We start from the raw sequence: 23,364 nt of genomic DNA on the forward strand, positions 1-23,364 counted from the left end.
CCAGAAACATGTAGGATTTCAGGGATTATAGATTTTGGTGGTTCTGGTTTAGGAGACCCAGCATATGATTTTGCTGGAATACTCTCCAGCTATGGTAGAGATTTTTTTGATATGTGTATTAACCTGTATCCTAACGGTGATGAAATATCTGAACGAGTAAATTTTTATAAAAGTACATTTGCTTTACAAGAAGCATTGCACGGAATTGAGAATGACGATAGGCAGGCTTTTGAAAGTGGGATTAAAGATTATAGATAAATTGCTTGTTCCTCTATAGTGGGCTATAGTTTAGTAAAAAGTTATAGCTGCAGCTCTTTATCTTGTTACACTAAAGGGCAGATCGTTTACAATAAAATCTTTTATATATATCTAATAGGAGGTCATGATTATGAAAATTAAAGGTTTCGGTGGGGTTTTTTGGAGAACAAAAGATGTTGTTTCATTAAAAAATTGGTATAAAGAAACACTAGGTATATCGATGGAAGAGTGGAATGGTGCTATCATCAAGCCAGATGCTGACAATGAAACAATCTTTTCTTTGTTTAAAGAAGATAGTGATTATTTTCCAGAAGAACAATCTGTGATGCTGAATTTTCAAGTAGAAAATATCGAAGCTTGGATGGAACATTTCAATAATATTGGAATACCACTTTTAAAACAACCTGAAAAAAGCGAATTTGGAACATTTATTTGGATTTCTGATCCAGAAGGTAGATGGATTGAAATATGGGAGAAATAATCTTGAATTTACAGCTTATAGAAGTAACGGATCCATCCTTTAAAACATGGAATCATATTTTCTTATTAAAGTAAACCAGCTGTTTAGTTTTAAGGATTTAAAATGTTTTAACTTAATCTATTGAATAAATAAAAAAAAGGAACTTATATACTTAATGATAGGAGAATCAAACAAGTACATTGAAATAATAATTGACTGGACACTGTTTGGTGTCATATAATAATGACACTAATTGGTGTCCAATTAAAAGGGTAATAAAGTATATATTTTTTATTAAATAAATTGTTTAACCCATGTAGGATCTGTCTAGCGCAAGCAGCCATCGGCTATCGTATTTCTACGTCAACATCAGCTCGTGAACTACCTCGCTGTGTTTCCTTTGTCTCAGTCGAAGACTACGAAATCCGTACGCTAGACCTGGCGCTTGCGCTTTTCTTGTAAGGGGGGGGTGATTTTGAGCGAGAAAAAACAAGAGCGCGATGTATATGTAGCTATCGCTGACCCAACAAGGCGTAAATTGCTACGTTTGTTGGCAGATGCAGAAGAGTTACCTCTACACGAACTAACCGCTCAATTTCAAATGGGTCGTACTGCTGTTTCTAAACATTTGGCTATCCTAAAGGAAGCTGGTCTAGTTGTTGACCATAAATTTGGTAGAGAAACAAGGTATCGACTAAATGCAGCTCCCCTACAGGAAATTAAAGATTGGGTATCCTTTTACGAAAAATTTTGGATGGAAAAAGTGGCACTTTTAAAAATTTTATTAGAGGAGGAATAAATAATGGCAGAAATTTCATTGGATTTTCAAATTAATAGTTCGATCAATAATGTGTGGAATGCATTAACAGATTCGGATAATCTTGCAAAATGGATAATGGAAAATAACTTTAAACCAGTCGTAGGGCAAAAATATCAATTCCAAAATGAGCAGTGGAATTTAATTGTAGATTGTGAAGTATTAGTAGTGGAAGAGCCTTATAAGTTATCTTACACATGGGTAGGTGGTCCGATAAATACTGTAGTCACATGGACGCTGAAAGAAGAGGATGGAACAACCTACTTACATCTTGAACAAACAGGATTTGAAAAAGAAGATCAGGCGTTCAATGGTGCGAAATATGGTTGGGCTAATATGGTCGAAGAACTTAAAAAAGTTGTAGAGGAAATATAAGATCAAACCTCTGAAGTGAGTGTTTTTAGTAATAAGCAAACGAATAAGAAAAAGCAAACGGCTTGGTTTAGGACTGAGCCTTTTGCTTTTTTAAAAGATAAGAATGTATGTGTTTTGTATCAACTAGATAATTTCAAAAGTTTAGACTCTGTCTAGCTTCAGCGCCTATCGGCTAGCGGATTTCTCCGTCTCCTCCCTACGATAAGTCAACATCAGTTCGAGAATTACCTCGCTGTGTTTCCTTTATCTCAGTCGAAGACTACGAAATCCGTACGCCGATGAGCAAGGCGCTTGCGCATTTCTAACTAACATGGCAATACTAGATTTAGAGAATGGAGTGGATATCAATATGAAAATAAATCAATTAATTGCCAACAATATTAACCGTTTAGATACCGTCTTGCCGGAAGATCAATCGCTTGGAATTGCTGGTTTGTCCGGATCCGGCAAAACCACATTTTGTCAAACCATTGGGGAAGAATCCAAGAAGCGTCTCGTTTCCTTATTGCCTAAGGCTGAATATCAGTATTTGTTTTCTAATATAATGGAAACGAATTTTAGTGCCATAAAGATGGAAGAAATTCCTTTAGTTCTTTTTCTAGGAAAATCATCGATTTCTTCTAATCCGCGTTCAACGATTGGCACCCATACCGGCGTTTTTAAAGAGCTCCGTGTGCGACTTGCAGATGAATTTCATCTTTCACCAGAAGTTTTTTCCTTTAATAATGCATTAGGTTGGTGTCCTGGATGTAAAGGACGCGGCACGACCAAAAATGTCGAATGTAAAAAGTGTAGGGGTAGGCGTTATAATCCGGAAGTTGAGGAATATAAGCTAGAATTATGGAATCAACCACACAGTATTTCTGATATCAATAATTTAAGCGTTGAAGCGATTTATTCCCTTTCAGAGGAACTAAATATAAGTGAAGCGAAACAACTTATTCTTAAAAACATAATCAATATGAAAATTGGATACTTAACATTAAATCGGATCATGGGTACATTGTCAGGAGGGGAATTAACAAGGCTTTATTTGGCAGAATTCATGGCAGCCAGTGAAAATACCGTCATTATTATTGATGAAATCTCCGTCGGTCTTGATCACCAAACATTATTGAAAATTTTAGAAGAGATTAAACAATTAGGCTATAAGAATCAAATTTGGCTCATTGATCATTCTGATACGGTACTCGATGCAACGGATGAGCAATTGTTCTTTGGACCAGGCAGTGGTAAATATGGCGGAAAGATTGTTGAAGAATCACCTCGTCCAAAACCTGTTTTCTGGGAAAGAAATGAGACAATGCCAACAGAATACTATCAATTTCATGATCTTTACTGTCGTAACATTCAAATGGATGAAATTCAGATTCCCAAAAATAGACTTATAACCGTTACAGGTGAGTCTGGATGTGGTAAATCTACACTTGTCAATGAATGTATTACCAAAGATTTTCTAAAGCGATATCCAAAAGATAAATTGGTTTTGGTAGGTCAAGATCGGAATCAATCGATTACCAGTCGGTCAACTGTTGCGACTTTTCTTGATATTAAAAAGAAACTCACAAAATACAGTGAAGATATTGATGATATTTTTCAGCGCTCGATTGAAGATATTATTGAGGAACTCCCCAATGAAGACATCGCTCATAAACGTTTGAGTCTGTTAATCAAACTGGGACTCGGTTATTTGACGCTGGAAAGAAAAACACAATCCTTATCGACAGGTGAATTTCAATGTGTTCATTTAGTTTCGGAGCTGTTTGCTAACTCAAGAAACCCTCATACGCTTTTTATTTTTGACGAGCCTTCAAAAGGTTTATCACAAAATATTTTAAACCAATTCATTGATAGTGTGAGGGGTATTCTGCAAGATGAATCCATCTCCATCATTATGATTGAACATAATGCATATATGATGGAAAGCTCTGATTTTATCATTGATTTTGGGAAAAGACAGCTGGAACCTGTTCAACATCTTAATGTTGTCAGTCACGATGATTATTTTTCTCAAAATAATAATATAAATAGAGTTACTCCAGTGCATATTTCATCAACACTAAAATCAAAGAATGGCATTAACTACTTAAAAGAAAATCATATTAGCTATTTTAAAAATGCAGAAAACGTCTATAAGGGCGGCATCTTAAAAAGCTTATCATCAATGGCCCGTTTGATTTATGGTGAATTCGAATCTGATACAATCGCGCCTGTCATCGCCATCGATCTTGAAAGACACTTGTATAGTCAATACAGTTTTCTGTATGAAATTGGGGGACTGATCAACCATATTGTGGCTGCTCATCCGACTAATAAAGATACAAGAAGCTTCGATTTCTATAATCAAGAAAATCATTGTCCATCCTGTTCTGGTCGTCGGGTGATTGGGAAATTTGATATTGATGTGGTCATTCAAGACAAAAACGTACCATTCTGGGATGGTCTACTACATCCAGATGTAATGGAAGTATTAAAATATTATCAATATCCGAAATTGCAATTCCTTTTTGATGAGATCAAGAATGAACTAGGTCAAGATATTAGTAAAAGCTATAATGAGATGACAGAAGCGGAAAAGCATACCTTTTTATATGGTTATTGGGAAAAGTCATTTTACGATAAAGCAGGCAAGACACGGAGAAAATGGGAGGGCTTTAATAAGATCATTGGAATGTATATGGCCATTTCGAAGTCGATTATTAAAGAACAGATAAAAGAGTCCAAAGAGACGATTACCTGTCCAGTCTGTCAAGGAACCGTACTAAACCACCATAAAAAACTAACATTTGGTGGCACGGATATTCGTGAGATCATTCATCAGCCTATTGATCAGGTCATAAAAACAGTAGGGATGTTACCAGAACTGGAAAAATTAAAAGCAATTGTTGGCGGCGATATGACCTTGACGGAAGATATCTCTCTGTTGCCTAGGGAAACACAAGTCGCGCTGAAAATGCTAGAACTGGAACTAGCAAGCTTTGCTGGATATGAAATGGTTTTACAAAATGTCCTACCATTCTGGAACAAAATTAAGGACAATATCGAAGCAATAAGCAGCAAAAATCTGATAACAATCTGTGATTTTGCCAATATTGACGAAACTAGAGAAACCATTATTGATAAGTATTTTACCAATGGGAAATATAAAAAACTAACTTATGTTTATGAAGCGTTTGGTTACAAAAAAATTGTTACCCAAATTAATAAGATTAAGGCAAGTAATCCATGCCCATTCTGTAAAGGGAAGAAAGTCATTTCAGAAGACAATCTACACGATGGCGTGTTTAAATTGACAATTCCATGTGTAAGTTGTTATGCAAGTGGCATCAATGATGAAGGTCGTAAGGAAATTGTCGATGGCATAGATGTACAAACATGGTTAACAGGCAAAGTAAAGGATGTTGTGGCTGAAAGCTTAAGTCGTGACGCAGTTGCAGATATTCCAATTTTTAATCGTATTCGTGAGTTGAATAAACAAGATATGATGGCGGTTTATCAATGTCTTGAGCATAATGATTAAAATATACTCGCATTATAGTTATCCGGCGTAAATTCAGGGATGGAGTATGTAATTGCATAGGTGATTTTATTTAGTAGAATTCATCAGAACATTCGTTCCGAAATGTATTGTGTTACATATCTGGAGTTACGAAAAGTCCAATTTCTCAATTTTAATACAGAGGAATTGGACTTTTTAATATTGTAATTTCCTTAACGTTGTTAATCGGCGATTTTCCCTGCCGTTCCCCTTATTAGAGCATATAGTAACTATCAAATTGCATTGGCATATAGGCAATATTTTATTCCAAAGATTAATTTGGTTATTTTGATTGTGAATATTTGTTATAATTATCCAACAGAAAATATTGTAAATTAAGATTTAAGTCATAAGGAGGAAAGAATGAAGAAGAACGTGCTGAAAATTATTTTAGGTACAATAATGACATTGGTTTTTATTTACACTACTATAAAGGTATTAAAAAAAACTGATGAAATGAACTTTGATTTCCTCACGTGGATAGGTATTGCAGGTGTAATTATATCAATTGTAGTGACATTCAGATCTTTTAAAGCACTAGATTATATTTTCATTACTTTACCAACATATATATTATGTTTAGTCTTTTTCATCAGTTCTGTTTTAAATCTTTCCCTTGAATTTACCTTCGCCATAATAATACTGCCAATCATATATTTTTTTCGTATAGCCATGATAGCTTGGAATGATGATTAAAATTCTAACAATAAATGAATTATAGCTATTTAAATAAGCGAAAAATCACTATACTAATTAAATTTTAGAAAAGAAAACACTCCTTTTGAAACATGTATAAGATGTTACACAATGAATAACAAACCATGTACATCATTTAACAAAGTGTATAGTGCAAACAAAGATAAAAAAAAGTAAAATAAACTTAAACTTCAAATTATTTTGTTAATTCCTATATATATCGGAGGTTTATATTGAAATCATTTTTCGACTTTATCTGTAAGCGCTTTCTCGTTATAGAGTAATAAAGTAGATAATATATTAATTTTAGTATATTACACTTTTAATTTTTTTGAGGAGGAATTTACTAATGTCTGATAACGTAAAAATTGGTCTTATTCAAGCTTCAAATGATGTGGATGGAAATCAGCCAGTTGAAGTTCATAAACAAAAAGCAATAGAAAAGCATATTAAGCTTGTTAGGGAAGCAAAGGAAAAAGGTGCACAAATAATCTGCTTACAAGAGATTTTTTATGGACCTTATTTTTGTTCCGAGCAAAATACAAAATGGTATGATGCAGCCGAAGAAATCCCGAACGGCCCAACTACAAAACTATTTCAAGATTTAGCAAAAGAACTCGGAGTCGTAATCGTTTTACCAATTTATGAGAGAGAAGAGATTTCGACTTACTATAATTCAGCAGCAGTAATAGATGCAGATGGTTCTTATTTAGGAAAATATCGAAAACAACATATTCCACATGTAGGTGTAGGAGAAAATGGGTATGGATTTTGGGAAAAATTCTATTTTAAACCTGGGAATTTAGGCTACCCAGTGTTTGATACTGCATTTGCCAAAGTAGGAGTTTATATTTGCTATGACCGACATTTTCCTGAAGGCGCTAGATTACTAGGATTAAAAGGTGCAGAGATCGTGTTAAATCCATCTGCGACAGTGGCTGGACTTTCTGAATATTTATGGAAGCTTGAACAGCCTGCCCATGCTGTTGCAAATGGATATTATTTAGGTGCTATTAACCGGGTTGGAATAGAAAGCCCTTGGAATATGGGAGAATTTTATGGGCAATCATATCTAGTTGATCCAAGGGGGAATTTTGTTGCAATGGGAAGCAGAGATAATGATGAAGTGATCATCGGTGAAATGAACAAAAAAATGATCAGAGAAGTTCGTGATACTTGGCAATTTTACCGTGACCGCAGACCTGAAACGTATCAAGAAATGACCGCATTATTACCATAATAAGAAAATCGGAAGCGCCTCGATAAGCAGCGGGTTCCTGGTTTTTAACCTTGATGGGCTGCGTGCAGGAGCTATTTAGACATTAAAACAAGTATTTAGTAGAGGGCTTTATAACAAAGTTAGTAAAGCCCTTTTTAGATAATATGCGTTTGGTTAAGGAGGCTGTTTAGTGTGGCTAGAATTTCATATGAAAATTTAACTGATAATTTTAAAGAAGTTCATCCAGGATTTACAAAACAGGAAGCAATCGAAGAATCAAATCGATGTCTTTATTGTTACGATGCCCCCTGTATACAGGCCTGTCCAACAGGTATTGATATTCCAACGTTTATCAAAAAGATTTCTTCCGGTAATCTTAAAGGTTCAGCCAAGACAATTATGACGGCAAATCCAATCGGAGCAAGCTGTGCGCGTGTTTGTCCAACGGAGGAATTGTGTGAGGGTGCTTGTGTACTTAACCACTCGACTAAACCAATTATGATTGGAAATTTACAGCGCTATGCAACTGATTGGGCCATTAAAAATGAACAGGTATTATTCAAGGCAGGTAAGAAAATCGGCAAGAAGGTAGCCATTGTTGGAGGAGGTCCAGCAGGATTGGCAGCTGCCAGGGAACTTGGGCTTTTAGGATATGATGTCACTATTTTTGAAGCAGAGGAAAAAGCAGGAGGTTTAAACACTTACGGAATCGTTTCATTCCGACTTCCACAAGAAATTTCATATTGGGAAGTTAATCAAGTTAAAAGCTTAGATGTGGAAATCAGAACAAATACACAAGTTGGTAAAGATATAACAGTACATGAGATTCTTGAAAACTATGATTTTGTCTTGCTGGCAATAGGAATGTCTCATGTTCCTAATTTAGGTATTAGTGGTGAAGATTTAGAGGGAGTATATGATGCCATTGATTTTGTAAAAGCAACAAAAACAAAGCCAATTTCAAATAGTTTTCTAGGAAAAAGAGTAGTGGTTATAGGAGCTGGTAATACAGCGATTGATGGTGCTACTTGTTCCGTTCGACTAGGAGCAGAAAATGTGAAAATCCTATACAGACGCACATTCGACGAAATGACTGCGTATGAGTTTGAATATGAATTTGCGAAGCAGGATGGTGTTGAATTTAGATGGCTGACTGCACCTAAACGGATCATTGGAGATGAGCATGGACATGTAAAGAAAATTGAATGCATCAAAATGGAATTAGGAGAGCCTGGAGAGGATGGTCGCCGGCGTCCTTTACCGATTGAAGGATCAGAATTCATACTGGAAGTAGATGCAGTTATTAAAGCAATTGGTCAATCAAGATATATAGATCTCATTGAACAATTTGAATTAGAACATAATGGTGGAGTCGTAAAAATAGATCAAAACACATATCAAACTTCAAATGAAAAGGTGTTTGCATGTGGAGATGTGATATTTGGAAAAGGACAAGGAGAAGCGATGGTAGTTTCCGCTGCACAGCAAGGAAAAGAGGCAGCTTATTCCATTCATCAATTATTGTCCAAGACTGTCATAGAAACAGCATAGTCCAAATAGAAATACAAGGGAGGTAAGATAATGGCAAATTTACGAATAAATTTAGCAGGAATTGAATCACCCAACCCATTTTGGTTAGCTTCCGCTCCTCCAACAAACTCAGGTTATCAAGTTCAACGTGCCTTTGAAGCTGGATGGGGCGGTGCAGTTTGGAAGACATTAGGAGACCCCATAATAAATGTATCATCAAGGTTTGCTGCAGTTAGCTTTAACGGCCAAAAAGTAGCAGGCTTTAATAATATTGAATTAATCACTGATCGACCTTTAGAAGTAAACTTAAAGGAAATATATGAAACAAAAAAACGTTTTCCTGATCATACAATCATTGCATCTTTAATGGTTGAACCAAAGCAGGAAAAATGGCATGAGATTGTAAAAAGAGTAGAGGATGTTGGGGTAGATGGATTAGAGCTTAACTTTGGCTGTCCACATGGGATGGCTGAAAGAGGAATGGGATCTGCTTCCGGGCAAGTGCCAGAATTGGTTAAAAAACAAACCTATTGGGTAAAAGAAGCGGCGAAAACCCCTGTAATCGTCAAGCTGACTCCAAATATAACAGATATTACGGTAACAGCTGAAGCAGCAGCAAATGGAGGCGCTGATGCGATCAGTATGATTAATACAATCAACAGTTTGGCCGGTGTGGATCTTGATTCTTGGAACACGATTCCACATGTGGCGGGGAAAGGTGCTCATGGTGGTTATTGCGGCCCTGCTGTTAAACCAATTGCGCTCAATATGGTTGGAGAATGTGCTCGAAATCCTCGAATTAATATTCCTATATCCGGAATAGGCGGAATCTCTAGCTGGCAGGATGCAGTTGAATTTATGTTGATGGGCGCAACAGGTGTACAGGTGTGCACTGCTGCGATGCACCATGGTTTTAGAATCGTTGAGGATATGATTGAAGGATTAAATAATTACTTAGATGAAAAAGGTATCGACTCTGTTATGGATATAGTTGGAAAAACAGTTTCAAAATACTCTGATTGGGGTGATCTTGATCTAAACTACAAAATCGTTGCTAGAATTAATAATGATATTTGTATTAATTGCAATAAATGCCATATTGCATGTGAAGATACATCCCATCAATGTATTGATATGTTAAAGGATGGAAATGGAAATAGTATATTGAAAGTTAGAGAAGAGGACTGTGTTGGTTGTAATTTATGTTCGATCGTATGTCCAGTTGACGGCGCAATTGACATGGTTGAAATACCAAGTGAACTTCCACCGATGACATGGAATGATCGGCAAGCAGCTCTTGGTGCTATGTCTTGTAGTGTTGATATCGTAAATAAATAATTCAAATTTACTTGAATAAAAGATTGCGAGGGGGATAAGTATGAAGAAAGTGATAAAAAATGGAACAATTGTAACTGCTACAGATATTTATGATGCAGATGTATTAATTGAAAACGGTGTTATAAGTTTGATTGGAGAAAATCTTTCTACACAAGGGGCAGAAGTAGTTGATGCCAAAGGTTGTTATATATTCCCTGGCGGAATTGATCCACATACACATCTGGAAATGCCATTTGGCGGTACTGTTACAAAGGATGATTTTGAAACAGGAACAATAGCTGCTGCATTTGGAGGTACTACGACTGTAATTGATTTTTGCATAACAGAAAAAGGTGAACCTTTAAAAAACGCAATCGAAACTTGGCACGCGAAATCCAAAAATAAAGCAGTCATCGATTACGGTTTCCATCTTATGATAGGGGAGGTAAATGAGGCAGTATTAAATGAACTTCCTACTGTAATCGAAGATGAAGGAATCACATCTTTTAAGGTTTTTATGGCTTATAAAAATGTATTTCAAGCAGATGATGAAACACTTTTCCGTACACTAATCGCGGCGAAAGATTTAGGTGCACTTGTTATGGTACATGCAGAAAACGGGGATGTCGTTGATTATCTAACTAAAAAAGCTTTAGAACAAGGGAATACTGATCCAATCTATCATGCTTTAACAAGACCACCAGAAATAGAAGGAGAAGCCACAGGTAGAGCAGCTACATTTACAGGATTAGCAAATTCTCAACTTTATGTGGTCCATGTCTCTTGTGCAGATGCGGTTAGAAAAATTGCTGAGGCAAGAGATAATGGTATTGATGTATGGGGAGAAACTTGCCCACAATATTTAGTGTTGGATCAAACGTATTTGGAAAGACCAAATTTCGAAGGTGCTAAATATGTATGGTCGCCGCCTTTACGTGAAAAATGGAACCAGGATGTTTTGTGGAATGCTTTAAAAACGGGGCAGCTTCAAACGATCGGTTCTGATCAATGCTCGTTTGATTTTAAAGGTCAAAAAGATCTTGGGAAAGATGATTTTTCTAAAATTCCAAACGGGGGCCCTATAATTGAGGATCGTATCAGTATCCTCTTCTCTGAAGGTGTTAAAAAAGGAAGAATCACCTTAAATCAGTTTGTTGATATTACATCAACAAGAAGTGCAAAATTATTCGGATTGTATCCTAAAAAGGGGACAATTGCTGTTGGCGTTGATGCTGATATCGTTATCTTTGATCCAACAGTAGACAGAACCATTTCTGCAGAAACACACCATATGGCGGTAGACTATAATGCTTTTGAAGGTATGAAAGTTACTGGAGAACCTGTAACAGTATTATCTCGTGGAGAATTTGTTATTCGTGATAAAAAATTTGTAGGAAAAATTGGTGTTGGACAGTATTTGAAACGTGCAAAATATGGTGAAAGAAAACAAACTGAAGAAGACAACACATTAAAAATTTAATTTTATCCCCTCAATTGATATGAGAAGAAGGGAGAGAGTTCATGCTAATGAATAACCCTTTCCCTTCCATCCTTACAGATTGAAATGTGTAAGTGAATCGATAAAATTATGTGTTTATTTATCTGAATATTATGAATATATCATTCAGAATGGGGTGTTTTAATGAATAGGAACGATGAATATTTGAAATCACCAGATTTATTACCAATTTCTCATAACCAAAGAAACATAGGAGTTAAAGGGTTTGCAGTTATCTGGGTGGGAATGGCAGTGGTATTGGCAGCTTTTGCTATAGGTGGGGCTGGTGTACAAAGTTTACCTTTAGGTTGGGTGATCGTTGCAACACTCGTTGGATCCGTAGCAATTGGAATCTTCATGACTATAATAGGTGATATTGGAGTCGAACACGGGCTTTCGTTTCCAGTTTATATGAGAGCACCATTTGGAACAATTGGCACACATATCCCTTCCTTAGTGCGTGGTATAACCGCAGCTTGTTGGTTTGGAATCAATACTTATTTCGGCGCAACAGCCATGAATGGAATATTAAATTTACTTTTTGGATTTGATAATTGGTTCCTATGTTTCTTGTTATTTGCAGCAGTGCAATTAATTAATACAGCTCTAGGGATAAAAGCTATCGAAAGATTTGCAGATTTGGCAGCACCAACGATTATTATAATTTCCGCATGGATGTACACCTCTCTCTCTGATAAAGCAATGGAGCAAGGTAGAGCCGTATGGTCATGGGTAGAAAATCCCGTTACGGGCGTTGCTGCAATAACAGCTTTCATGGTTGTGGTAATGAGTAATATGGGCTTCTGGGCAACATTGGCAGCTGATATGCCTTCTTTATCCAGATTTTTCAAGGCACCTAAAAATGAACGAAACTGGTTTAAACGAAATAAATCCCAAATCGTAGGAAGTATCATCGTTATGCCTATAGTTAATACTTTTATGATCATTATTGGAGCAGTTTCTTATATTGCTGTTACTAATTATGATCCTGTTGTAGCACTTCAAGAGGCTGCCGGCGGTTTTGTTCTAGGTATATTATTATTAATGATCGTATTTGCCCAATGGTCTACTAATACATCAGCAAACGTTATTCCTGCAGCTACTGTATTCTCAAATGTTGGTGGTCCAAAGGTTCCTTTCTGGGCGGGTGTTATCATTGCAGGTATCGTGGGCATTATTGTTCAACCGTGGAGTTTATTTGACGTCATTATTCCAGCGTTACTCGTAATTGGTGGTATCCTGTCTGCAATTGTTGGAATTTTATTTACGGATTACTATGTCCTTCGAAAGAGACGGGTGAATGTGCAAGACCTCTATGAAAAAGATGGGCAGTTTAAATATATGAATGGTTTTAATATAGCTGGAATGATTGCATGGGTTATTGGAGGATTTGCGGCCTATTGGTTATCCGCTTATTCTTTTATTGTAGGTTTTGTGGTAGGTGCTATTATTTACTATGTTCTAGCAAAATATTGGTGGTTCAAAAAATATACTCAAGCAGAAATAGAGGATCCAAATGATGAAAAATATTTAGGAATCACCGTTGGGCGTGATTGGGAAATTGAAACTGTACAAGAATCGATAGTCGTTCAAGATGCTGTAAATCAATAAATAGAGGCAGATTTCCAAATGGAGGAGTGAGAAAAATAAAATGTCCGAGTATCAACAGTTCTTACAAGAGCGAGACCGAATCGACTACTTAGTAGAAAATGGATATAAAATCATAAATATTACTGAAAATTTGAGTGGTGCTTTTGTCCATTTTGAAAAAAGAATGGATTCGAATGTTGAAAATGAAACTTTACACATTCTAACTGCTGATGCACGTAAATATTTTTCAGTCATTTTAATGAACCAGTAAAAAGGAATATCGTAACAAATGAATTAGTGAATAGACCGGAAAAGATGTAATGGTTTATTAGATGTAAGAGATTGGTTGAAATATTTGAAAGAAGATTTTAAAATGAAAAAGCCTGAACCCTTTGTATTATGGGGTTCAGACTTTTTTATATAGATGCTCATATCTTCACTAAAAGTCAGATTTCATAATGTTAAAATCGGCTTTTTCATGTAGTCCTTTACGAAATTTGTAATTTTTTCGGTTTATTTGTTAGAATATTTTAATAATTATTTTCCGCAATCTCCTAGATTTCCTTTATAATAGTGTTAATGCTTATTAATTCAATTTTAGAGGTGGTTCGAAATTGAAATCTTATATTACAGTAAAAGACATTTTACAAAGAAAGCATTTTGAAAGTATTGAAGTTTTAGCAGGGAAGGAAGGTTTAAACAATGCTGTAAAATGGGTTCACGTAGTAGAAGTAACAAACATTCGTAATCTCTTAAATGGAAATGAATTAATTCTTTCAACAGGAGTAGCTTGGAAAGAAGAAAAGAAGCATTTCGTATCGATATTAGAGCAATTAATAGATTCTAACGCTGCTGGACTTTGCATTGAAATTGGTACATATACTTCCAAGATCCCGCAAGAAATAATCAACATTGCCAATCAATTTCATTTTCCAATTGTCCTCTTTCATAAAGAAGTTCCATTTGTAGAAATAACTCAAGACATTCATGCACTCCTCATCAATCGGCAATATCAAATCATTTCGGACTTAGAAAATTACTCTCAAACATTAAGCAAAAAACTGTTAACAATTGAACATTATATTGAAATCCTCAAATATATCCATCATTTTTTACATGTACAAGTAATGATCATATTCAACACAAAAGAAGTGGAATGTATTCCTGAAATCTTTGAACCTGAACGGAAAACACTACTAAATGCATTAATCGATTCTTCCTTAAAAACACAGTATTCAATTGCCAAAGTACCTATTCATTTATTAGGCGAAAATTATGCTGAACTAATAATTGCAACGAAAGAGAGAACACTGACTGAATTTGATCAACTAATTTTAGATCGAACAGCTACGGCACTTGCACAACTTCTTTTACGTGATCTCTACGTTGAAGAAAAAGGAAGGGTAGAAGAGGCAGAATGGCTTACTGGCTGGTTAGAAGGTGTCCATAGTGAGGAGACAATTATGGAATATTTGTCTTATCATTCCCCGACAATTAAACCAAAAGGTGCATTTGTATGTATATGTAATCTACATTCATTTGAAAAGTATTCTAAATTAGATTTAACGTATTATAAGTTGTTCTTTAGAACGATTTTTGAACAACAAGGATTTAGACTCTTTACTATTGAAAAAAGAAATACCATCATTTTTATTATTCTTGATGAAAGAAATCCTAGCACCTGGAAAAAAAGAATGAAGGAAGGGATCTATCGATTAAAAAAAGCTGAATCACAAAAAGGGAATCAAAAATCGAAACAAATAATAGGTATCGGAAAATATGTGTCTGATCTAAAATGTATTTACAAAAGTTATCAAACCGCTTTAAAAACGATTCGGATTCAAGATAGACTTTCCGATCAATCTGAAAGTTATTTCTATGACGATCTCCATATTTTTCGTCTCATTTCTTTAGTCAATCGTCATTTAGATTTACATGAAATTGTCCTGGAGTACTTAGAACCTGTTATTCAATATGACAAAAAGTATAATGGAAAGTTAATGGAAACTTTAAAGACGTATTTGTCTTGTAATGGTTCGAAGCAGGAAACAGCTAAGAAGCTATACATAGTAAGACAAACACTTTATCATCGCATACAAAAGCTCGAAAAATTACTGGGTGAGGATTTTATGATTCCTGAAAAAAGATTAGCAATTGAATTTATGGTATTATCCTATGAATTTTTAATTTCTTCCAAACAAATGAAGGAGATGGGACTTGAAGCATATTAACCTACTTTTAAATAGTAGGTTTTTTTGTTGCTAAATGAAAGATTTATGCTATTGGTACTTTCATAATGTGGAATAAAAACAAGCAGTTATTTTACACAATGTCTAATGAAAGCACTTACAAAATAAGTGATAATTATGTATAAGAATTTTTTCAAAACTTAAAACCGTAAAGAGGAGGTTTCGTATTCATGACATTAATCAAAAATGAAACAGTTGTATTAAAAAACTATATAAACGGGGAATGGGTAGACTCTTTAAGTTCGGAAACTCTAGAGGTACCTAATCCAGCGACTGGTGAAACATTAGTAAGAGTTCCAATTTCCTCAAAAGAAGATGTTGATCAGGCAGTAAAAGCCGCTAAGGAAACATTTTTGGATTGGAAAAATACTCCTGTTCCAAAACGTGCGAGAATATTATATAAATTCCATTATTTATTAACAGAAAATCATGAAAAACTGGCTCGATTAGTTGTACAAGAAAATGGAAAAGCGTTCAAAGAAGCATATGGTGAAGTCCAAAGAGGGATTGAGTGTGTTGAATTTGCAGCAGGAGCCCCTACCTTAATGATGGGGGAGAGTTTATCAAATATTGCAGAAGAAATAGATTCAGAAATGTTTCGTTTTCCACTGGGAGTTGTTGGCGGTATTACACCATTTAATTTTCCGATGATGGTTCCACTCTGGATGTTCCCATTAGCCATTGCCTGCGGAAATACATTTATATTAAAACCTTCTGAACGTACTCCAATTCTTGCAAATGAACTTGCTCGTTTGTTTACAGAAGCAGGGGCACCTAAAGGAGTATTAAATGTCGTACATGGTGCGCATGATGTAGTAAATGGTCTGCTTGATCATCAAGATGTTAAAGCGATTTCGTTTGTTGGCTCTCAACCAGTGGCAAAATATGTGTACGAACGGTCAGCTGCGAATGGAAAACGTGTTCAAGCACTATCAGGTGCGAAAAATCATCATATCGTGATGCCGGATGCAGATATGGAAAAGGCCGTCACACATATTATCAGCTCCGCATACGGAAGTGCTGGTCAGCGCTGTATGGCTTGTAGTGCTGTTGTTGTCGTGGGCGATGGGGACGAATTTGTTGAAGCGTTAAAACAAAAGGCGGATGAAATCATTATTGGAAATGGACTAGATGAAGAAGTATTGCTTACTCCACTAATAAGAGACTCACACCGTTCAAAAGCATTAGATTATATTCAAACAGGTTTAGCAGAAGGTGCATCCTTAATCCGCGACGGTCGAAAAGAAATGGACGATATGAAGGAAGGGACATTCTTAGGACCAACCATTTTTGATCATGTAACACCTGATATGACAATTGTAAAGGAAGAAATCTTTGCTCCCGTTCTAAGCTTACTTCGTGCAAAGGATTTAGATGCGGGACTTGAGTACATTCGTAAATCTCGTTTTGGAAATGGTGCAACTATTTATACAAAAGATGCAAAGGCTGTTAGACAGTTTAGAGAGGAAGCAGATGCAGGTATGCTGGGGATAAATGTTGGTGTACCAGCTACTATGGCCTTTTTCCCATTCTCCGGATGGAAGGATTCTTTTTACGGTGATCTTCATGTAAATGGAAAAGATGGGGTGAACTTTTATACTCGTAAAAAGATGATCACGTCAAGATTCGATTATTAAAAATGTAGGCTTTATGAAAGAAAGTAATCATCAATAACTTTTAACAAAGCCAGATTGTAAAAAGGGAGTGATCGAAATGACTAATATTAAACAGAGCGAGGACTATTTAACAAAAGATAAAGAATATCTCTGGCATTCAATGAAACCATATAATCCGGATTCTACAATGATTGCAGAAAAGGCTGAAGGGGCTTGGGTAACAGATCATAATGGTCAGAGATTTTTAGATGCTATGGCTGGTTTATGGTGTGTAAACGTAGGTTACGGACGAACAGAATTGGCAGAAGCGGCCTATGAGCAACTAAAAGAAATGGCGTATTTCCCACTTTCTCAAAGTCATACACCAGCTATTAAACTGGCAGAAAAATTAAATGAATTACTTGGGGATGATTATGTTATCTTCTTTTCCAATAGCGGATCAGAAGCGAATGAAACAGCTTTTAAAATTGCCAGACAATACCATCAACAAAAAGGAGACTATGCCAGATACAAGTTTATTTCTCGATATCGTGCCTATCATGGAAATTCAATGGCAGCTCTTGCAGCTACTGGTCAAGCACAGCGAAAATATAAATACGAGCCATTAGCTCCAGGATTCATCCATGTTGCCCCGCCTGATTTATACCGTTCTTCTGACAAAGCTGATTGTAAACCTAGTGACTTGCAATCAGTAAAAGACATTGATCGTGTAATGACATGGGAGTTAAGTGAAACGATCGCTGGTGTTATCATGGAGCCAATCATTACAGGTGGCGGTGTGATTGTTCCACCTGATGGTTATATGTCCGGGGTTAAAGAGGTTTGCGAAAAACATGGTGCGCTTCTCATTGTTGATGAGGTCATTTGTGGATTTGGTCGAACAGGAAAACCATTTGGATTTATGAATTATGGGGTGAAACCAGATATCATTACAATGGCAAAGGGAATTACAAGTGCCTACCTGCCTTTATCAGCAACAGCTGTTAAAAAAGAGATTTACGAAGCATTTAAAGGAACAGAGGAATATGATTATTTCCGCCATGTTAATACATTTGGCGGCAATCCAGCAGCATGTGCACTTGCCTTAAAAAATCTTGAGATTATGGAGAATGAAAATCTATTTGATCGTTCTCAAAAATTAGGAGAATATTTGAAACAAAGCTTATCTGTTTCTCTTGAAGAACATCCATACGTAGGAGATGTAAGAGGAAAGGGACTACTGGTAGGAATCGAACTTGTTAAAGATAAGGCAACAAAAGAACCTCTGGAAGCGGATTTGGTTAATAAAGTTATTGCAGGTTGTAAACAAAATGGCCTAATAATCGGAAAAAATGGGACCACTGTTGCAGGGTATAACAATGTGTTGACCTTGGCTCCACCATTAAATATAGAGGAAAAAGATCTGGACTTTGTTATTAAAACGTTAACAGAGGAAATAAAAACTATATAGAGAATTACTAAACAGCACTCGTAATCTTTACAAACAAGGAATTGATTACGAGTGTTTTTATTCATTGTAAATTAATTGAGTCATTGTTTTAGAGGCAGTCTTAAAGGCATATATTTTATGGAACGTTTTCAACAAAAAATTAAAAGCAGTTGTCTATTCAAAATTTATTTTTAGATAAGAACGAGGGTGAAAAAAATGGTTGTACAAACATTAACAATTAATAAAAACCGATTAGAAAAAAGGATAACTGATTTGTCACAAATAGGAAAAATTGGTGAGACAGGAGTTTGTCGATTGACATTGTCTGATGAGGATAGACAAGCAGTTGAAACCGTAAAGCAGTGGATGGAGGAGGCAGGTCTAACAGCAAGAATTGATCACTTTGGAAATTTAATAGGGCGACTTGAAGGAGAAGATCCTGAAGCTCCCATTTTGATGCTAGGCTCACATATCGATTCACAGCCGTATGGAGGAAGATTTGATGGTGTTATCGGAGTACTTGGTGCACTTGAAGTTGCGCAATCAATGAAGGAGAGAAATATACTACCAAAAATGCCAATTGAAATAGTCGCTTTTTCCGATGAAGAAGGTTGTCGTTTTAATAAGGGCTTATTCGGGGTAAGAGGCATACTTGGAAAACTAGAAGAGGGAGAATTAGAGCGGAAAGATAAAAATGGAATTACTAGAAGAGAAGCATTAATTCAATTCGGCTGTGACCCGACTAAGCTAAAGGAGTCTGAATATACAGTAGAGAATATTGACGCATTTCTTGAAATGCATATAGAACAAGGCCCTATTTTAGAAGCTAAGAACATACCAATCGGAATTGTTACGGGAATTTCAGGACCGTTATGGTTAACGGTTGAATTAGAAGGCTTCGCAGGTCATGCTGGCTCTGTGCCAATGCACATGAGAAAAGACGCGCTAGTTGGGGCGGCAAAAATCATAGTAGCACTAAATGATCTAGCAAGTCAGGATATTGACGCACCAACTGTTGGAACAGTAGGAAGTATAAATGTCTTCCCAGACTCGCGCAATATTATACCTGAGAAGGTAAGCTTTACAATTGATTTACGGGATATTGATATCGAGCGAAGAAACCGATTGGAAGAACAATTAAGAACAAGAATTAAGGAAATTACGGAAGAACATCAGTTAAACTATAAAATCACTGAAGATACAAATAGTGAACCACGCTATTGTTCTGAAAGAATAATGAGTATTATGAGAAACGAAAGTAAACAAATTGGATTAAATCCGATCGAATTAATGAGCGGTCCTTTTCACGATTCCTTAGCGATGTCATACGTGTGTGAATATGGGATGATCTTTGTAAGATGTAAGGATGGAATCAGTCATAATCCAAAAGAGTTTTCATCATTTGAGGATATATTTTTAGGAACAGAACTGTTGTATCGTACTGCAATAAATATGGCAAGTCAAAAATAATTTTTTTGATTGAATGACGAAATTAGCAGCGATTAAAATCGCTGTTTTTTTTATTAGTAAAAATGTAAAGAAAGGAAAAAAATAAAGGTACCTTATAAAAGGAGTAAATATTCAAATATGAAAAAGGTATTAATATATGTTCTTATATTATTTTTTTGTATTCAACACTCCTCCATTGTTACCGCAGAATCTAGTTACGATGTAAAAGCAGCAATTATCAAAAATGATGATTTATGGATAAAAACGAAAGATAAAGAAACGAGAATTACCAAAGGTAAATATGTCAGATTTCCTAAATGGTCATTTGACGGCACTTGGATTGCTTATATCAGAGGATCCAGTAAAGATCAATTTACACTTCGGAGTGGGGAGCTTTGGCTATATAGTGTAAAAACAATGAGACACTTTAAAGTTGATACATATGTAATGACTAATTTTCAATGGGCACCGAATCAAAATTCCATTGGATTTCAAACCGACAAAGGATTAAACATAATTGATGTTCGATCTTTAAATCAACCTCATACAATTGCTCCAGGAATTATCGATTTTTCCTGGTTACCAGATGGAAGTGGCATATTAACATCTTCTAAAGCAGGAAAGAGTGTTTTTTCAGACATTGTGTTAAACAAAATTTTTTTTTATCACAATAAGAACCAGTATAAGCCACACCATTTTTATACAATACCAGTTGGGAAGGATGAGAATTTTTATGGTACCAGTAAATTTAAATGGTCCCATGATCAAAGATGGATTGCTTTTCAATTAGTTCCAACAGCATCATTATCTGCTGATAGTAATACTTTAAGCGTTCTTTCTGATGACGGCAGAAATTTCCGTAAATTGAATGAGATGTTAAATTACGAAGATTGGTTTCAGTGGGCACCAAGTTTTAATAACTTAGGTTATATTAAAGGAAGTAACAGGGTGGCTATAGAAAATAAGGGATTAAACGTTGCAGAAATAGATAAAAAAATTACTATCAAATATACACCCAGAGGATATGTTGATCGAGATTTAATATGGCAAAACGATCATTTCATCTTTGTCTCACGTTCCTTGAAAAGTAAATGGGTCGATGTGGAGCAAAGACCAATGCCATCCCTATATAAAATTAATATAAAAACAAAGCATACTAAGAAAATAACTTCACCTTCATCAAAAGAAGGCGATTTTTATCCACAATACATCAATAAAGAAAACCAATTGATTTGGATTAGAACAAATAGAGAAAAAGCAAATGTTTGGATTGCTGATCCAAATGGTTTAAACCAGAAAATCTGGATTGAAAACATTAATCTCGGAACTTGGTATTATGAACATTGGAATTGGGAAGAAGTTTTTAGTTTATTTCAACCTTAATTTAGGAAAAATAACACTAACTAGCACAACTTAGAAAATTGTGCTAGTTATATCGTATATAAAAATTATGGAGCCTAAACAAAAAGAAAACTTATTTTTTGTTTGATTGATCATTGTTAGGCATTAGTTCTTTTGAAAATTCTGTAGCCATATTCTGCATTTGTCCAAAATTTGGCATCCTAGAATTTTTCATAAAATTTTGGAGTGGGCCTAGCATATTTTTATTGCGATTTCTACTCAAACCAAAAATAGCAGCACTGACTCCAACTCCCAACAATGACATCCACATCATCCCTCTATTGTTTCTTCTTATTCCAAGCATTTTGAGGAAATTGTTTCTTCCCCCTATATTAAAAAGAGTAGCTATCCATTTATTCAATTCTAATCACTTCCTTGATTGTAAATTAGGAAAGAAATTTTCTTCTTCCATCATTTAATATTTGCATTCAGAGGTATGATAATGCTGGAAATGTTTTGATTGAATATTTATATCAAATTATAGCTTTTTATATTGTTAACCTATAGGAAAAATACCTCATGAAAGAGTCATTTTTTTTTGAGTAAACAGAGAAGAATTTACAAAGAATAAGACTATTACTCATGAAAATTTTTGTAGTGATCAAAAATGTTAAGAAGGGGATATAATTTCATTTATATTTGACCTGGACGCTACATAGATTTCAGATAAGTCCATCGAAGTAAATACAATGAATGCACATAGTTCGTTGGTACTTCTTCTAGCGACGTGTTCGTGAAATGTATATTCATGCCCGTAAATGTTTACTATTACTATTTTTGGCTATGTCTTGTAGTATTTCTGAAGATAAAAAGTAATGTGTCAAATGTTAAAAAATAAAAAGCCCTTCAGAATAATACAGAAGGGCTTCTCAACATATATGAATCTACTTAAACCTGAATTTAAATATCTGAAGGGGGCAATGTTGTTATATATTCAAGTTTAGTGAGGAGCTTTTGTTTGCAGTAGCTTTATCCCCATACCGATAAAAATCATTCCTGTAATTTTGTTTAAAACCATTCCTATCTTTTGATTTCCTCTTAGTTTTTTTGTAACGTAGGAAGAAAAATAAGCAACGAATAGACACCATAACAACCCAGTGATAGTAAAGGTCAGTCCCAAAATGATAAATGGGATCGGTCCAGAAGCCTTTGCATCAATAAATTGCGGAAGAAACGCAATAAAAAATAAAGAAACTTTTGGATTCGTAAGACTTGTCAAAAGCCCTTGCACGTATATTTTCCGTATGTTTAGCTTGACGGTTGCAGCAGCCTGAAAAGCTAAATTTGTTTTATCAATCAACATTCTAATTCCTAAATATACTAAATAAATAACACCAACAATTTTGATGATATTAAATAAGAGAACAGATTTTACAAGTATGATTGATAAACCAAAAGCAACGAACAACGTGTGAGTCAAAGAACCAGTAATAATACCTAAAACAGAATAAACTCCTGCTTTTCGGCCTTGTGACATACTTCTCCCAACTATATACATTGTGTCTGCACCAGGAATTAAGTTTAGTAAAATTCCTGTTAATAAAAATACCTCATAATTAATTACTCCATACATATTAAGCACCTCTCTCAATTTTTGGGGTGCCCTTATCGATATTACAACATGCTTTATAAAAACAAAAGAATTTTTTCATCTTTGTTCGTTAAATATTTTTCTTCCATCCTTAATCACCGGTAAAGTGCACTATGGCTCAGTTTGAACAAAACCTACCTTTTTTGGCCAGCTATTATCGTTGTAATTCCTGAGAAAAGAGAGTAAGTTCGTTCGAAACTCCCGACATAAAAAATGACATATTTTCCATCATATTATAGAAAGAATAGCGCTTTTTTTAGATTTTGGGGTAATGATTTTCCTTAGCTTAATAGGCATGTGGCTGTACCCACAATAAACTAAATTCAGATTT

19 protein-coding genes are annotated in these 23,364 nt (G+C 35.2%); 17 read left to right on the forward strand and 2 right to left on the reverse strand.

The features are described 5' to 3' along the window. From ACQKP0_RS14315 to ACQKP0_RS14395, 17 genes are all read left to right on the forward strand, one after another. Positions 1-258 (forward strand): phosphotransferase (locus ACQKP0_RS14315; RefSeq protein WP_427406538.1); only part of this gene is annotated, 258 nt, incomplete at its 5' end. A 130-nt stretch (positions 259-388) separates the two neighbouring features. Beyond that, a complete protein-coding gene (locus tag ACQKP0_RS14320; RefSeq protein WP_427406539.1) occupies positions 389-739 on the forward strand; it encodes a VOC family protein in 351 nt (116 codons plus the stop codon). A 454-nt stretch (positions 740-1,193) separates the two neighbouring features. After that, positions 1,194-1,517 carry an ArsR/SmtB family transcription factor gene (locus ACQKP0_RS14325; RefSeq protein ID WP_427406540.1) on the forward strand — a complete coding sequence of 108 codons (324 nt, stop codon included), beginning with the start codon at positions 1,194-1,196 and terminating at the stop codon, positions 1,515-1,517. Positions 1,518-1,520: 3 nt separating this feature from the next. Beyond that, entirely contained in the window at positions 1,521-1,910 is a 390-nt protein-coding gene (locus ACQKP0_RS14330; protein ID WP_427406541.1) for an SRPBCC family protein, read from the forward strand. 349 nt (positions 1,911-2,259) lie between these two features. Further along, a complete protein-coding gene (locus tag ACQKP0_RS14335) occupies positions 2,260-5,430 on the forward strand; it encodes an ATP-binding cassette domain-containing protein (RefSeq protein ID WP_427406701.1) in 3,171 nt (1,056 codons plus the stop codon). 381 nt (positions 5,431-5,811) lie between these two features. Next, positions 5,812-6,144, forward strand: coding sequence for a hypothetical protein (locus tag ACQKP0_RS14340; protein WP_427406542.1), 333 nt, complete (start codon positions 5,812-5,814; stop codon positions 6,142-6,144). 349 nt (positions 6,145-6,493) lie between these two features. Further along, on the forward strand, positions 6,494-7,384 hold the full coding sequence (locus tag ACQKP0_RS14345) for a nitrilase-related carbon-nitrogen hydrolase (RefSeq protein WP_427406543.1): 891 nt from the start codon (positions 6,494-6,496) through the stop codon (positions 7,382-7,384). Positions 7,385-7,564: 180 nt separating this feature from the next. Next, positions 7,565-8,914, forward strand: coding sequence for an NAD(P)-dependent oxidoreductase (locus ACQKP0_RS14350; protein ID WP_427406702.1), 1,350 nt, complete (start codon positions 7,565-7,567; stop codon positions 8,912-8,914). A 30-nt stretch (positions 8,915-8,944) separates the two neighbouring features. Next, positions 8,945-10,231, forward strand: coding sequence for an NAD-dependent dihydropyrimidine dehydrogenase subunit PreA (gene preA, locus ACQKP0_RS14355; RefSeq protein ID WP_427406544.1), 1,287 nt, complete (start codon positions 8,945-8,947; stop codon positions 10,229-10,231). Positions 10,232-10,271: 40 nt separating this feature from the next. Further along, entirely contained in the window at positions 10,272-11,690 is a 1,419-nt protein-coding gene (gene hydA, locus ACQKP0_RS14360; RefSeq protein ID WP_427406545.1) for a dihydropyrimidinase, read from the forward strand. Positions 11,691-11,852: 162 nt separating this feature from the next. After that, positions 11,853-13,319 carry an NCS1 family transporter gene (locus tag ACQKP0_RS14365; protein WP_427406546.1) on the forward strand — a complete coding sequence of 489 codons (1,467 nt, stop codon included), beginning with the start codon at positions 11,853-11,855 and terminating at the stop codon, positions 13,317-13,319. A 40-nt stretch (positions 13,320-13,359) separates the two neighbouring features. Continuing rightward, positions 13,360-13,569, forward strand: coding sequence for a hypothetical protein (locus tag ACQKP0_RS14370; RefSeq protein WP_427406547.1), 210 nt, complete (start codon positions 13,360-13,362; stop codon positions 13,567-13,569). A 343-nt stretch (positions 13,570-13,912) separates the two neighbouring features. Beyond that, positions 13,913-15,529, forward strand: a complete 1,617-nt coding sequence (locus ACQKP0_RS14375; protein ID WP_427406548.1) for a PucR family transcriptional regulator — start codon at positions 13,913-13,915, stop codon at positions 15,527-15,529. A 188-nt stretch (positions 15,530-15,717) separates the two neighbouring features. Further along, on the forward strand, positions 15,718-17,184 hold the full coding sequence (locus tag ACQKP0_RS14380) for a CoA-acylating methylmalonate-semialdehyde dehydrogenase (RefSeq protein WP_427406549.1): 1,467 nt from the start codon (positions 15,718-15,720) through the stop codon (positions 17,182-17,184). Between the two features lie 76 nt (positions 17,185-17,260). Next, positions 17,261-18,613, forward strand: coding sequence for an aspartate aminotransferase family protein (locus ACQKP0_RS14385; RefSeq protein WP_427406550.1), 1,353 nt, complete (start codon positions 17,261-17,263; stop codon positions 18,611-18,613). A gap of 195 nt (positions 18,614-18,808) precedes the next feature. Further along, complete coding sequence (locus tag ACQKP0_RS14390) at positions 18,809-20,062, forward strand: M20 family metallo-hydrolase (protein WP_427406551.1); 1,254 nt, start codon at positions 18,809-18,811, stop codon at positions 20,060-20,062. A gap of 117 nt (positions 20,063-20,179) precedes the next feature. Next, entirely contained in the window at positions 20,180-21,424 is a 1,245-nt protein-coding gene (locus ACQKP0_RS14395) for a translocation protein TolB (RefSeq protein ID WP_427406552.1), read from the forward strand. 91 nt (positions 21,425-21,515) lie between these two features. On the opposite strand, the gene ACQKP0_RS14400 is transcribed toward ACQKP0_RS14395, so the two are convergent. Both ACQKP0_RS14400 and ACQKP0_RS14405 read right to left on the reverse strand, forming a co-directional pair. Further along, the gene (locus ACQKP0_RS14400) at positions 21,516-21,803 is read right to left on the reverse strand and encodes a hypothetical protein (RefSeq protein ID WP_427406553.1); all 288 of its coding nucleotides are present in this window, start codon (positions 21,801-21,803) and stop codon (positions 21,516-21,518) included. A gap of 579 nt (positions 21,804-22,382) precedes the next feature. Continuing rightward, positions 22,383-23,015, reverse strand: a complete 633-nt coding sequence (locus ACQKP0_RS14405) for a LysE family translocator (protein ID WP_427406554.1) — start codon at positions 23,013-23,015, stop codon at positions 22,383-22,385. Between the last annotated feature and the right edge of the window lie 349 nt (positions 23,016-23,364).

The sequence above is a fragment of the Heyndrickxia sp. NPDC080065 genome (genome assembly GCF_050281185.1).
Lineage (GTDB): Bacteria > Bacillota > Bacilli > Bacillales > Bacillaceae_C > Heyndrickxia.